Here is a 13083-nt window from a genome sequence, read left to right on the forward strand (position 1 = left end):
GACAGGTTCAGAAATGGGGGGCGTCAGTAATGACGCCATCGCTAGCAGGCTAGCTGCCACAGGGGTTTGCAGTGAACACAAAATTTGTGAACACCACCGAACCTTGTGGGAGCTAGCTGCTAGCGATAGCGGTAGAACGGCGCTAAGTGACCGTCAGAACAAAATCTTCGCCACATCCGCAAAACGCTTGGCGAAATGCACGGTAATCCCTTCCTTCAGGTAATCCGGCAGCTCATCAAAGCTTCCACGGTTGGGCTCGGGCAAGATCAATTCAAAAATCTTCTGCCGCCGCGCCGCAATCACCTTCTCGCGCACCCCGCCAATCGGCAGGACATGCCCGGTAAGGGTCAGCTCGCCGGTCATGGCTACGCCTTTCTTCGGCGGCTGATTGCGTGCAAGCGAGAGCAAGGCACTGGCCATGGTCACGCCGGCGCTCGGGCCGTCTTTCGGAGTGGCGCCTTCCGGGACGTGCAGGTGCACAAAGGCTTCGTCGAAGAACTTCGGATCCCCGCCAAACGACTTCAGATTCGAGCTGACGTAGCTGTAGGCAATTTCCGCCGACTCTTTCATCACATCGCCCAATTGCCCGGTGAGTTTGAAGCCCCGGTTCAGCGTGTGAATCCGCGTCGCTTCGATCGGCAACGTCGCGCCGCCCATGCTGGTCCAGGCCAGGCCGGTGATCACGCCAGTGCCGGACAGCACTTGTTCGTTGCGGAACACTGGGTGCCCCAATGAAGCTTCAAGGTCCTTAGGCGCAATTTTGATCACCGCTTTCGGCTCGTCGATCAACTTCACCACGGCTTTGCGCACCAGTTTGCCCAGTTGTTTTTCCAACTGGCGCACCCCGGCTTCACGGGCGTAACCATCGATCAACGCCTTCAATGCACTGTCGCTAATGCTCAGGCTGCCTTTCGATACGCCCGCTTTCTCAAGCTGCTTGGGCCACAAGTGGCGCTTGGCGATCGCAATTTTTTCTTCGGTGATGTAACCCGACAGGCGAATCACTTCCATCCGGTCCAGCAACGGGCCGGGGATTGAATCGAGGGTGTTGGCGGTGCACACAAACAGCACTTTCGACAAATCCAGGCGCAGGTCCAGGTAGTGGTCGAGGAATTCGACGTTCTGTTCCGGGTCGAGGGTTTCCAGCAGCGCCGAGGCCGGGTCGCCCTGGTAGCTTTGGCCCATCTTGTCGATCTCGTCGAGCATGATCACCGGGTTCATCACTTCGACGTCTTTCAGCGCCTGCACGAGTTTGCCCGGTTGCGCGCCGATGTAGGTGCGACGGTGGCCCTTGATTTCGGCTTCGTCGCGCATGCCGCCGAGGCTGAAACGGTAGAACGGTCGGCCGAGGGATTCGGCGATGGATTTGCCGACGCTGGTTTTACCCACGCCCGGCGGACCGACCAGCAGCACGATGGAACCACTGATTTCACCTTTATAGGCGCCCACCGCGAGGAATTCGAGGATGCGGTCCTTGATGTCGTCGAGGCCTGCGTGGTGCTTGTCCAACACCTTGCGCGCGTGTTTGAGGTCGAGTTTGTCCTCGCCATACACGCCCCACGGCACCGAGGTCGCCCAGTCGAGGTAGTTGCGGGTGACCGCGTACTCCGGTGAACCGGTTTCGAGGATCGACAGTTTGTTCATTTCCTCCTCGATGCGTTTCTGCGCCTGTGCCGACAAGACCTTGCCTTCCAGGCGTTGCTCGAACTGCTCGATGTCGGCGCTGCGGTCGTCCTTGGTCAGGCCCAGCTCTTGCTGGATGACCTTCAGTTGTTCCTTGAGGAAGAACTCGCGCTGATGTTCGCCAATCTTGCGGTTAACTTCGGCGGAAATTTCTTTCTGCAGGCGCGCAACTTCGACTTCCTTGCGCAGCATCGGCAGGACTTTTTCCATGCGCTTGAGCATCGGCACGCAGTCGAGCACTTCCTGCAACTCGCTGCCCGTGGCCGAGGTCAGGGCGGCGGCGAAGTCGGTCAGCGGCGACGGGTCGTTGGGGCTGAAGCGGTTGAGGTAGTTTTTCAGCTCTTCGCTGTACAGCGGGTTGAGCGGCAGCAGCTCCTTGATCGCGTTGATCAGCGCCATGCCGTAGGCCTTGACCTCATCGGTCGGCTCGGTCGGCTGGTGCGGGTATTCGACTTCCACCAGGTACGGCGGGCGATGATGCTTGAGCCAGGTGCGGATGCGCACGCGAGTCAGGCCCTGGGCGACGAACTGCAGCTTGCCGTTTTCGCGGCTGGCGTGATGCACCTTGACCAGCGTGCCGTAGAGCGGCAGGGCCGAGGTATCGAAATGGCGCGGGTCTTCCTGGGGCGTGTCCATGTAGAACAGGGCCAGGGAGTGATGATCGGACTTGCTGACCAGATCCAGTGTTTCAGCCCACGGTTCTTCATTGACGATCACCGGCAACACTTGGGCCGGGAAGAACGGGCGGTTGTGGATCGGGATGATGTAGACCTTGTCCGGCAGGTTCTGGCCAGGCAGGGCGAGGCCTTTTCCGGTGGAGTGATGCTCGGCGTTCTCGGGGTCGGCGTATTCGCTCGGGTCTTCGGGGAATTCTTGCTGGTCGCTCATGGGGCACCTGCGCAATGGGGTATGGGTCTTAGATGGGGCAGGTGGGGGGTGGTTTCAATGGCAGGAGGGATTTCGTGATGTGTGTTCAGGTTCTGGACAGCTGCGCATCGCTAAGTGCTGGCTCCTCTGGAGCCGCAGAGGGCACGTAAATGAAAAAGCCCGCTGGACCGGTAATGGTCAGCGGGCTTTTTGAGAAATATCGGCGGTTTAAGGGCGGATTTCGATCATCGTGCCGTCCGGCACCAAACCCCACACTTCGCGCATGTCCATGTTGCGCATGGCGATGCAGCCGTCGGTCCAGTCCAGAGTGTGGAACAGGTCTTCGGGGTTTTCTTCGGTGTCCGGCGTACCGTGGATCATGATCATGCCGCCGGGCTCGACGCCTTCGCGCCGGGCGCGTGCGGAGTCGCTGATGTTCGGGTAGGAGATGTGCATCGCCAGGTTGAATTTATCGCTGACCTTGCGCCAGTCCAGCCAATAGAAACCTTCCGGCGTACGCTTGTCGCCTTCCATCAGCTTCGGCCCCTTGGGGCGTTTGCCCAGGGAGATGCGATAGGTCTTGAGCGGCTTGCCGTCGTTGATCAATTGCAATTGATGGGCGGATTTGAGCACCAGAACTTTTTCGATGACTTTGCCGTTCAGGGTTTCCGCAACGGAAGCCTGTGACAGAGCGACGAACGACAAGCAAAACACGGCAAGCAACCAGCGCATTGAAACGATATCCCTGAGAGGTGTCGCGGCTATTTTATTTATAGATGTTTTTTAGGTGATGGCAGGCTGAGCAAGCGGTGGGATCGACTCGGATCGCACGGGGTAGACCTCGGTCCGTCGGTCAGCGAAGAAGCATTCTAAGGTACGGCCCACCGTGCGGAAAGCCAGGTCGGACCACGGGATGTCGGCTTCGTCGAAAAGTGCCACTTCCAGGCTCTCGGGACCGGCGGAAAAATTCAGGTCAACCAGTTCGGCACGGAAGAACACATGCACCTGACTGATGTGCGGCACATCGATCAATGTATAGATGCTCAGGTTGCGCACCCGCGCGCAGGCTTCTTCGGCGGTCTCGCGAATGGCCGCCTGCTCGATGGTTTCACCGTTTTCCATGAAACCGGCGGGCAGGGTCCAGTAACCGAGCCGTGGCTCGATGGCGCGTCGGCACAGCAACACTTTCGAGCCCCAGGTTGCCACGCAGCCGGCGACGATATTGGGGTTCTGGTAGTGAATCGCCTGACAGCTGTCGCAGACAAAACGCAGACGCGAATCGCCTTCGGGAATGCGCTGGGTGACCGGGTTGCCGCACTGACTGCAAAATTTCATGCTTGGGTTCCTGAATGCTGCGCCTATCTTGGCGTGCGGCGGTGTCTGTCGGCAAGTTGTCGTTTAGCGACACACAACAGTTCGGGGCTTGGGCGGTCGGTGTGATTGGTGCATGATGCGAGGTAGCGAATAAATCGAGAAGACTCATGCTGGACGAGCTACTGCATCGAGTAAGCAACCACACCCCACGCACACTGGAAACCGACAAGCGTTTCCCGGAGGCCGCGGTTCTGGTGCCCATCACTCGCAGTGATGAACCGGAACTGGTTCTGACCCTGCGGGCCAGCGGGCTCTCGACCCATGGCGGCGAAGTGGCCTTCCCCGGCGGACGCCGCGACCCGGAAGACCCGGACCTGATTTTCACCGCGCTACGTGAGGCCGAAGAAGAAATCGGCTTGCCGCCGGGACTGGTCGAAGTGATCGGGCCGTTGAGCCCGCTGATTTCCCTGCATGGCATCAAGGTCACGCCTTATGTCGGCGTGATTCCGGATTTTGTCGAGTACCTGGCCAACGACGCCGAGATCGCTGCGGTGTTCAGCGTTCCCCTGGAGTTCTTTCGCAAGGACCCGCGTGAACATACCCATCGCATCGATTACCAGGGACGCAGCTGGTATGTGCCGAGTTATCGTTACGGCGAATACAAGATCTGGGGCCTGACGGCGATCATGATCGTCGAGTTGATCAACCTGCTCTATGACGCCAAAATCAGCCTGCACCAGCCGCCCAAGAGTTTTATCAACACCTGAAGCCATCGTTTGTATGGCGTTAAGCCGCGGCTGCCTGAGCCTGAGGACAACACGATGAAATACCGCCTGGGCGACGCCCGCGTCGAGACCCATCCACAGAGCTGGGTCGCCCCCAACGCCGTGCTGGTGGGCAAGGTCAAACTGGAAGAGGGCGCCAACGTCTGGTTCAACGCCGTGTTGCGTGGCGACAACGAGTTGATCCTGATCGGCAAGAACAGCAACGTCCAGGACGGCACCGTGATGCACACCGACATGGGCTACCCGCTGACCATCGGCACCGGCGTAACCATCGGCCACAACGCCATGCTGCATGGCTGCACCGTCGGCGATTACAGCCTGATCGGCATTAACGCGGTGATTCTCAACGGCGCGAAAATCGGCAAGAACTGCATCATCGGCGCCAACTCGCTGATCGGCGAAGGCAAGGAGATTCCGGACGGTTCGCTGGTCATGGGCTCGCCGGGCAAAGTAGTGCGCGAGCTCACCGAGGTGCAGAAGAAAATGCTCGAGGCCAGCGCTGCGCACTATGTGCATAACTCGCAACGCTATGCTCGCGATCTGGCAGAGCAGGAACAATGAGCACCCTCGAACGTCCGGTGCTATCGCCTTGCGTGAACATCTGTGCGCTGGATGATGATGATATTTGCACCGGGTGTCAGCGCACGGTGCAGGAGATCACGGGCTGGAGCCGGATGGACAACGAAGAGCGCCGCAAGGTATTGGGTTTGTGCCATGAGCGGGCCAAATCGAGCGGATTGATCTGGATGATCGGCGCCAAATCCGATCACTGAGGTGCGCCCCCTGTAGGAGCGAACTCGCGAAAAACCAGAGGGCGCCTCGGCATCCGGCTTATCGCATAATCGTTCACGACTATCGCGAGCAAGCTCGCTCCTCCACGTATTACCCACTCATTACCAGGTCTCGCCAATCTCCATGCTCTTCCTGATCGCCTACATCAGCAGCGTCGTGCTGATCAACTACGCCTTTTCCACCGCCCCGCACCTGGACATCATCTGGTCCGCCTGGGGCGGTTTGGTCTTCGTCCTGCGCGATATGGTGCAAGTCCGCTTCGGCCACGGGGCAATCGTGGCGATGCTGGCGGCGCTGGTGTTGTCCTATGTCACGTCCGATCCGTCCATCGCGCTGGCCAGCGCCACGGCGTTCGCGGTCTCCGAGTGCATCGACTGGCTGGTGTTCAGCATCACCAAGCGCCCGCTGCACGACCGCCTGTGGATAAGTTCGGCCCTGAGCATTCCGCTCGATACCTTCATCTTCTTCGGCATGATCGACGCCTTCACGCCGGCCGTGATTCTCACCGCCATGGGCTCGAAGTTCGCTGGCGTGACCGTCGTGTGGCTGATCATGGCGTGGCGCTTGCGCAAACAGGCCGTCACCGGCTGAAGCCAAACCCTCAGGTTCATGTAAAATGCCGCGCTTTCTCCCCATGGGAAGCGTGCCAGGCACAGCGACCCTCGATGATCCGCTCCTTTGAGGACCTGAGATGACCCGTATCGGAACTCCATTGTCGCCAACCGCGACCCGCGTATTGATGTGTGGCTGTGGTGAGTTGGGCAAGGAAGTGGTGATCGAGCTGCAACGCCTGGGCGTTGAAGTGATTGCCGTCGACCGTTACGCCAACGCGCCGGCCATGCAAGTCGCGCATCGCAGCCACGTGATCAACATGCTCGACGGCGCCGCCCTGCGTGCGGTGATCGAAGCCGAAAAACCGCACTTCATCGTGCCGGAAATCGAAGCCATCGCCACCGCGACCCTGGTCGAACTGGAAGCCGAAGGCTTCACCGTGATCCCGACCGCGCGCGCCGCGCAACTGACCATGAACCGTGAAGGCATCCGTCGCCTGGCCGCTGAAGAGCTGGACCTGCCGACCTCGCCGTACCACTTTGCCGACACCTTTGAGGATTACAGCAAAGCCGTTCAGGACCTGGGTTTCCCGTGTGTGGTCAAGCCTGTCATGAGCTCGTCGGGCAAGGGCCAGAGCCTGCTGCGCAGCATCGATGACGTGAAAGCCGCGTGGGATTACGCGCAAGAAGGCGGCCGTGCCGGTAAAGGTCGGGTAATCGTCGAGGGCTTCATCGACTTCGACTACGAAATCACCCTGCTGACCGTGCGACACGTCGGCGGCACCACGTTCTGCGCGCCGGTCGGTCACCGTCAGGAGAAGGGCGACTACCAGGAATCCTGGCAGCCACAAGCCATGAGCCCGATTGCCCTGGCTGAGTCCGAGCGCGTGGCCAAAGCGGTCACCGAAGCCTTGGGTGGCCGTGGTCTGTTTGGCGTTGAATTGTTCATCAAAGGCGATCAGGTGTGGTTCAGCGAAGTCTCGCCGCGTCCGCACGACACCGGCCTGGTGACCCTGATTTCGCAGGATCTGTCACAGTTCGCCCTGCACGCGCGGGCCATTCTGGGGCTGCCGATTCCATTGATCCGTCAGTTTGGGCCTTCGGCTTCGGCGGTGATTCTGGTGGAAGGGCAGTCGACCCAGACGGCTTTCGCCAATCTCGGCGCTGCATTGAGCGAACCGGACACGGCATTGCGTCTGTTCGGCAAGCCAGAAGTGAATGGTCAGCGCCGGATGGGTGTGGCGCTGGCGCGGGATGAGTCGATCGAGGCTGCTCGCGCTAAAGCGACCCGTGCTTCTCAGGCTGTTGTTGTAGAGCTTTAAACCGAGGTGCGGCAATCGCTAGCAGGCTAGCTCCCACATGGAAAATTGGTGTACACAAATCTGTGACCAGCCAATAACCCTGTGGGAGCCAGCCTGCTGGCGATGCTTCTGATTCAGGCAATCCGATTCAAATCGTTATTACGCGTCTCTTTCAGGCACAACACCGCAATCAAACTCAGCACCGCCGCCCCCGACACATACCCGCCGACATAACTCAAACCCCCCATCGCCACGAGCTTCTGCGCAAAGAACGGCGCCGCCGAGGCTCCGACAATGCCGCCCAGGTTGTAGGCCGCTGACGCGCCGGTATAGCGCACGTGTGTCGGAAACAGCTCCGGCAGTAGCGCACCCATCGGGGCAAACGTTACGCCCATCAGAAACAGCTCGATGCACAGGAACAGCGCCACACCCCAGGTCGAGCCTTGGGTCAGTAGCGGTTCCATCAAGAACCCGGAGAGAATTGCCAGAACGCCCCCGATGATCAGCACCGGTTTGCGCCCGTAACGGTCACTGGCCCAGGCCGACAACGGCGTCGCAGCGGCCATGAACAGCACGGCGAAGCACAGCAGTGCGAGGAAGGTTTCACGGGTGTAACCCAGCGTCGACACGCCATAACTCAGTGAAAACACCGTCGAAATGTAGAACAGCGCGTAGCACACCACCATCGAACCGGCGCCCAGCAACATGGGCGCCCAATACTGGCTGAACAGCTCGACCAGCGGGATCTTCACTCGCTCCTGACGGGCCATGGCATTGGCGAATACCGGGGTTTCGTGCAGCTTCAGGCGCACGTACAGGCCGACCATCACCAGCGCGGCGCTGAGCAGGAACGGAATCCGCCAGCCCCACGAGCGGAACTGTTCGTCGTTCAGCGTCATCGCTAGTGTCAGGAATAACCCGTTGGCGGCGAGAAAGCCGATCGAAGGGCCGAGCTGCGGGAACATGCCGAACCAGGCGCGTTTGCCCTTGGGCGCGTTCTCCGTCGCCAGCAATGCTGCGCCGCCCCATTCACCGCCCAATCCCAAACCCTGGCCGAAGCGCAGCACGCAGAGCAGGATCGGTGCCCAGGCTCCGATGCTGTCATAACCCGGCAGCACGCCGATCAGCGTGGTGCACACGCCCATCAGCAGCAAGGAGGCGACCAGGGTCGATTTGCGCCCGATGCGGTCACCGAAGTGGCCGAACAGTGCCGAGCCCAGTGGCCTGGCGAGGAACGCGATGCCGAACGTGAGAAACGCCGAGAGCATCTGGGCCGTGCCGGAGGTCTGCGGAAAGAACACCGGCCCGATCACCAGTGCCGCGGCAGTGGCATACACGTAGAAGTCGTAGAACTCGATGGCGGTGCCGATGAAACTCGCGGTCGCCACGCGGGTAGCGGAGTTCGTCGGTTGTGCAGGCGTGGTTTCGGTATAAGTCGTGCTGGTCGTCATGCGGTAATCCCTGACAGTCATGTGCCCCAGTGGAGCGAATTATTATGGTCGAACACCCAGGGATGTGGGTTTGATGCGGGGTGCGGGTAGCACGGGGGTGGGGCGGGGCTTGGGTAAGCTGGATCGATTATAGGAAGGTGGCTAACGATCAAACAAGGGCCAGAGGCGGGTGATGGCTTTCAGAGCGAGGGATGTCAGGGGTCAGATAACCACTGGAACTGAGCTGGTATGCCAGATCAAAACCCGAGTGACGCGGTTGTCTTCGGTCTCCAGAATCTCCAGTCGGTAACGCCCGATCTTCAGGCACACCGCGCTGTCCGGAATCGTCTCCAGCGCCTCGGTCACCAGCCCGTTAAGGGTTTTCGGTCCATCACTGGGTAAGTGCCAGCCGAGGCTTTTGTTCAGGTCGCGAATCGATGCCGCACCATCGATCACCAGGCGTCCATCGGCCTGCGGATGAATGTGCGGGTTGTCCAGGCTGTGCTGGCTTTCGAATTCACCGACGATTTCTTCGAGGATGTCTTCCAGCGTGACGATGCCGAGCACCTCGCCGTACTCGTCTACCACCATGCCCAGGCGCCGCTGCTGTTTGTGGAAGTTCAGCAGTTGCAGCTGCAGCGGCGTGCTTTCAGGTACGAAATACGGGTCGTGGCACGCGGCCAGCAGTGCTTCGCGAGTGAGTTGGCCATCGGGCAGCAGGTGGCGGATCTGCCGGGTGTTGAGCACCGCCTCGACCTGATTGATGTCGCTGTGGAAAACCGGCAGGCGCGTGCGCCGATTGGCCCGCAGCTGTTCGAGGATCTCTTCTATCGAGTCGTCGAGGTTGATCCCGTCAACGTCACTGCGCGGCACCAGAATGTCGTTGACCGTGATGTTGTCCAGTGCATGGATGCCGGCCAGCGCGTGCGGGCGACAGATCGGGCTTTGCGGGTCGTCGTGGCGATCTTTCGGCGTCTCGTCCTCGCTCTGCTGCACCACTTTGGCTTTGCGGGCGAACGGTCGCATCAGTAACTGGCTGATGCCATTGAGCAGCCAGGCGGCGGGGTAGATGATTTTCAGCGGCGCACCGAGCAGGGTGTTGCCCAGCGCCAGGACCGCGTCGGGGTAGCGAACGGCAAGGGTGCGCGGCAGGTAGTCGGCAAACACCAGCAGCATCGCGCCGGCCCCCAGGCAAGCGACCCATGGACCGTTCTCGGCCCACGTGAAAATCGCCAGCAAGGTGCAGATGACCACCACCAGCGCGCGACACAGGGTGTTGCAGAAAATCAGGCTGTTGAGCGCAAAACTCAGCTTCGCCACCGGTTTGTCGCTTGAGCGCGAGGCGGTGCGCTGGGCCAGCAAGTGTTGCTGTGCGGCTTCGATGGCGGTGAACAGCCCCGACCATAAAATCAGCAGGGCTACTACGGCGAGCATCGGCCCTATGGGCAAGTCGTCCATTAATACCGCCCGTCAGATGTGCAGGATGTATTCACGGACCAGCTTGCTGCCGAAATACGCGAGCATCAACAGGCAGAAACCGGCGAGGGTCCAGCGAATGGCCTTGTGTCCGCGCCAGCCGAGGCGGTTGCGGCCCCAGAGCAGCACGCTGAAGACGATCCAGGCCAGGCACGCCAGCAAGGTTTTATGCACCAGATGCTGGGCGAACAGATTGTCGACGAACAACCAGCCAGAGATCAGCGACAGCGACAGCAAGGTCCAGCCGGCCCAGAGGAAACCGAACAGCAGGCTTTCCATAGTCTGCAGCGGCGGGAAATTCTTGATCAGCCCGGACGGATGCTTGTGTTTGAGTTGATGGTCCTGAACCAGCAGCAGCAAGGCCTGGAACACCGCGATGGTGAACATGCCGTAAGCCAGGATCGACAACAGGATGTGCGCAAGGATGCCCGGCTCTTCGTCGATGATCTGTACCGTCCCGGCCGGGGCGAACTGTGCCAGCAGCACGGTCGCAGCGCCCAGCGGGAACAGCAATATCAGCAGGTTTTCCACCGGGATCCGCGAGCAGGCCAGCAGGGTCAAGGCAATGACCGCTGCGGCGATCAGGCTGGCAGCGCTGAAAAAGTCCAGGCCCAGGCCGATCGGCGTCAGCAGATGGGTGAACAGGCTGGCGCTGTGAGCCAGCACGGCGAGCACGCCGAGCGTGACCAGCAGGCGTTTGTTCGCCTTGGCGCCGATGGCCAGGCGAGTGCCCTGATAAATGGTCGCAGCGGCGTATAAGCAGGCGGCGGCGAGAGTGGTAAGCAAACTGGGTGATAAGGGGAGCATAAATCCTGTTAGGCAAGCCCGAAAGGCGCTGAGTTTGGCATAGAACCCACACACCACGAAAGTGCGAGGTGTCCGCCAGTCGCAGTCTTCGCTATAATCCGCGACCTGCCCACGCCGCAGGCTCGCCGAGCACATGTTGATTCCGGTCTGGGCCGCCATTATCCCGGTCTACACAGGGCCTGAAAGGATCGCGCAATGTTTGAAAACTTAACCGACCGTCTCTCGCAGACGCTGCGCCATGTCACCGGCAAGGCCAAGCTGACCGAGGACAACATCAAAGACACCCTGCGCGAAGTGCGCATGGCGTTGCTCGAAGCCGACGTCGCCTTGCCGGTGGTGAAAGACTTCGTCAATTCGGTCAAGGAACGCGCCGTTGGCACCGAGGTGTCGCGCAGCCTGACGCCGGGCCAGGCCTTCGTGAAGATCGTCCAGGCCGAACTCGAAAGCCTGATGGGCGCAGCCAACGAAGACCTGAACCTGAGCGCCGTTCCGCCCGCCGTCGTATTGATGGCCGGTTTGCAGGGCGCGGGTAAAACCACCACCGCCGGCAAACTTGCGCGCTTCCTTAAAGAGCGCAAGAAGAAGTCGGTGATGGTCGTGTCCGCGGACGTTTACCGTCCGGCGGCGATCAAGCAGCTGGAAATGCTCGCGGGTGAAGTCGGCGTGACCTTCTTCCCGTCCGACCTGAGCCAGAAGCCGGTCGAGATCGCGCAAGCGGCTATTAAAGAAGCAAAACTGAAATTCATCGACGTGGTCATCGTCGATACCGCCGGTCGTCTGCACATCGACGAAGAGATGATGGGCGAGATCAAGGCGCTGCACGCTGCGATCAACCCGGTCGAAACCCTGTTCGTGGTCGACGCCATGACCGGCCAGGACGCCGCCAACACGGCCAAGGCCTTTGGCGATGCACTGCCGCTGACCGGTGTGATCCTGACCAAGGTCGACGGCGATGCCCGTGGCGGTGCCGCGTTGTCGGTGCGTGCCATCACCGGCAAGCCGATCAAGTTCATCGGTATGGGCGAGAAGAGCGAAGCGCTCGAGCCGTTCCACCCTGAGCGTATCGCGTCACGCATCCTCGGCATGGGCGACGTTCTCAGCCTGATCGAACAGGCCGAAGCGACCCTCGACAAGGACAAAGCCGACAAGCTTGCTAAAAAGTTGAAGAAGGGCAAGGGCTTCGACCTCGAAGACTTCCGTGATCAGCTGCAACAGATGAAGAACATGGGCGGCCTCGGCGGCCTCATGGATAAACTGCCGAACATCGGCGGCGTGAACCTGGCGCAAATGGGTAACGCCCAGGGCGCGGCAGAGAAACAATTCAAGCAGATGGAAGCCATCATCAATTCCATGACCCCGGCCGAGCGCCGCGACCCTGAGCTGATCAGCGGTTCGCGCAAACGCCGGATCGCCATGGGTTCCGGCACGCAAGTGCAGGACATCGGTCGCTTGATCAAGCAGCACAAGCAGATGCAGAAGATGATGAAGAAATTCTCCGCAAAAGGCGGAATGGCCAAAATGATGCGCGGCATGGGCGGTATGTTGCCCGGCGGTGGCATGCCGAAAATGTAAAGAATCCGCGCCGTCAGTCATGTCGGCGCAGACCCACAGTGATGTGGGATCAACAGCAAACCCGCACTTGGCGGGAGCTGACTGGCCGTTTTCAACGACGGCTCTATAGCAAATCTGCATGGCGTCCGATAGGCCGCCGGAAAAAGACATTTGCAAAAGTCCGGATATTCCTTAGAATATGCGGCCTTTCGGGCACCTATGCCCGCTGTGCCTTTAGATTTGCAGCACCGACTACAGGAACGATGTTCACATGCTAACAATCCGTCTTGCCCTTGGCGGCTCCAAAAAGCGCCCGTTTTACCACTTGACCGTAACCGACAGCCGCAACCCGCGCGACGGTTCGCACAAGGAACAGGTTGGTTTCTTCAACCCTGTTGCTCGTGGTCAAGAAGTCCGTCTGTCCGTGAACCAAGAGCGCGTAGCCTACTGGCTGAGCGTTGGTGCACAGCCTTCTGAGCGTGTTGCTCAGTTGTTGAAGGATGCTTCTAAGGCTGCGGCCTGAGCA

At 60.1% G+C, this 13083-nt stretch carries 13 protein-coding genes; 7 read left to right on the plus strand and 6 right to left on the minus strand.

Annotated features, from left to right (window positions below; all coding sequences use genetic code 11):
- Positions 1–153: 153 nt before the first annotated feature.
- The 3 genes from lon to F8N43_RS09445 form a co-directional block, all read right to left on the minus strand.
- Complete coding sequence (lon, locus tag F8N43_RS09435) at positions 154–2571, minus strand: endopeptidase La (RefSeq protein ID WP_150633807.1); 2418 nt, start codon at positions 2569–2571, stop codon at positions 154–156.
- Positions 2572–2778: 207 nt separating this feature from the next.
- A complete protein-coding gene (locus tag F8N43_RS09440; RefSeq protein ID WP_150653681.1) occupies positions 2779–3282 on the minus strand; it encodes a L,D-transpeptidase family protein in 504 nt (167 codons plus the stop codon).
- 51 nt (positions 3283–3333) lie between these two features.
- Positions 3334–3885 carry an NUDIX hydrolase gene (locus F8N43_RS09445; protein ID WP_150633805.1) on the minus strand — a complete coding sequence of 184 codons (552 nt, stop codon included), beginning with the start codon at positions 3883–3885 and terminating at the stop codon, positions 3334–3336.
- Positions 3886–4031: 146 nt separating this feature from the next.
- Between F8N43_RS09445 and F8N43_RS09450 the strand changes: the two genes are divergently transcribed.
- The 5 genes from F8N43_RS09450 to purT all read left to right on the plus strand — a co-directional run bounded on the left by F8N43_RS09450 (position 4032) and on the right by purT (position 7314).
- A complete protein-coding gene (locus F8N43_RS09450) occupies positions 4032–4631 on the plus strand; it encodes a CoA pyrophosphatase (protein ID WP_008042385.1) in 600 nt (199 codons plus the stop codon).
- Between the two features lie 54 nt (positions 4632–4685).
- Positions 4686–5210, plus strand: coding sequence for a gamma carbonic anhydrase family protein (locus F8N43_RS09455; protein WP_150633804.1), 525 nt, complete (start codon positions 4686–4688; stop codon positions 5208–5210).
- A complete protein-coding gene (locus tag F8N43_RS09460) occupies positions 5207–5422 on the plus strand; it encodes a DUF1289 domain-containing protein (protein ID WP_150638936.1) in 216 nt (71 codons plus the stop codon). The genes F8N43_RS09455 and F8N43_RS09460 overlap by 4 nt, the downstream gene beginning before the upstream one ends.
- 142 nt (positions 5423–5564) lie before the next feature.
- Complete coding sequence (locus F8N43_RS09465; RefSeq protein WP_150633802.1) at positions 5565–6032, plus strand: VUT family protein; 468 nt, start codon at positions 5565–5567, stop codon at positions 6030–6032.
- 100 nt (positions 6033–6132) lie between these two features.
- A complete protein-coding gene (gene purT, locus F8N43_RS09470; protein WP_150633801.1) occupies positions 6133–7314 on the plus strand; it encodes a formate-dependent phosphoribosylglycinamide formyltransferase in 1182 nt (393 codons plus the stop codon).
- Positions 7315–7427: 113 nt separating this feature from the next.
- On the opposite strand, the gene F8N43_RS09475 is transcribed toward purT, so the two are convergent.
- From F8N43_RS09475 to F8N43_RS09485, 3 genes are all read right to left on the minus strand, one after another.
- On the minus strand, positions 7428–8744 hold the full coding sequence (locus F8N43_RS09475) for an MFS transporter (RefSeq protein ID WP_150633800.1): 1317 nt from the start codon (positions 8742–8744) through the stop codon (positions 7428–7430).
- Between the two features lie 201 nt (positions 8745–8945).
- A complete protein-coding gene (locus F8N43_RS09480) occupies positions 8946–10181 on the minus strand; it encodes a transporter associated domain-containing protein (RefSeq protein WP_150638935.1) in 1236 nt (411 codons plus the stop codon).
- 12 nt (positions 10182–10193) lie between these two features.
- Positions 10194–11006 (minus strand): inner membrane protein YpjD, encoded by an 813-nt coding sequence (locus F8N43_RS09485; protein WP_150633798.1) that lies wholly within the window; start codon positions 11004–11006, stop codon positions 10194–10196.
- A 195-nt stretch (positions 11007–11201) separates the two neighbouring features.
- Between F8N43_RS09485 and ffh the strand changes: the two genes are divergently transcribed.
- Positions 11202–12578 carry a signal recognition particle protein gene (gene ffh, locus F8N43_RS09490; RefSeq protein WP_017340267.1) on the plus strand — a complete coding sequence of 459 codons (1377 nt, stop codon included), beginning with the start codon at positions 11202–11204 and terminating at the stop codon, positions 12576–12578.
- A gap of 250 nt (positions 12579–12828) precedes the next feature.
- Positions 12829–13080, plus strand: coding sequence for a 30S ribosomal protein S16 (gene rpsP / locus F8N43_RS09495; RefSeq protein WP_010463010.1), 252 nt, complete (start codon positions 12829–12831; stop codon positions 13078–13080).
- Positions 13081–13083 lie beyond the last annotated feature (3 nt).

It is taken from the genome of Pseudomonas fluorescens, from assembly GCF_902498065.1.
GTDB lineage: Bacteria > Pseudomonadota > Gammaproteobacteria > Pseudomonadales > Pseudomonadaceae > Aquipseudomonas > Aquipseudomonas fluorescens_BJ.

Coding starts and splice junctions, on each gene's coding strand:
- F8N43_RS09445 (WP_150633805.1), bottom strand. CDS start 3,885: ATGAAATTTTGCAGTCAGTGCGGCAACCCGGTCACCCAGCGCATTCCC.
- F8N43_RS09450 (WP_008042385.1), top strand. CDS start 4,032: ATGCTGGACGAGCTACTGCATCGAGTAAGCAACCACACCCCACGCACA.
- purT (WP_150633801.1), top strand. CDS start 6,133: ATGACCCGTATCGGAACTCCATTGTCGCCAACCGCGACCCGCGTATTG.
- F8N43_RS09440 (WP_150653681.1), bottom strand. CDS start 3,282: ATGCGCTGGTTGCTTGCCGTGTTTTGCTTGTCGTTCGTCGCTCTGTCA.
- F8N43_RS09460 (WP_150638936.1), top strand. CDS start 5,207: ATGAGCACCCTCGAACGTCCGGTGCTATCGCCTTGCGTGAACATCTGT.
- F8N43_RS09485 (WP_150633798.1), bottom strand. CDS start 11,006: ATGCTCCCCTTATCACCCAGTTTGCTTACCACTCTCGCCGCCGCCTGC.
- rpsP (WP_010463010.1), top strand. CDS start 12,829: ATGCTAACAATCCGTCTTGCCCTTGGCGGCTCCAAAAAGCGCCCGTTT.
- ffh (WP_017340267.1), top strand. CDS start 11,202: ATGTTTGAAAACTTAACCGACCGTCTCTCGCAGACGCTGCGCCATGTC.
- F8N43_RS09465 (WP_150633802.1), top strand. CDS start 5,565: ATGCTCTTCCTGATCGCCTACATCAGCAGCGTCGTGCTGATCAACTAC.
- lon (WP_150633807.1), bottom strand. CDS start 2,571: ATGAGCGACCAGCAAGAATTCCCCGAAGACCCGAGCGAATACGCCGAC.
- F8N43_RS09455 (WP_150633804.1), top strand. CDS start 4,686: ATGAAATACCGCCTGGGCGACGCCCGCGTCGAGACCCATCCACAGAGC.
- F8N43_RS09480 (WP_150638935.1), bottom strand. CDS start 10,181: ATGGACGACTTGCCCATAGGGCCGATGCTCGCCGTAGTAGCCCTGCTG.
- F8N43_RS09475 (WP_150633800.1), bottom strand. CDS start 8,744: ATGACGACCAGCACGACTTATACCGAAACCACGCCTGCACAACCGACG.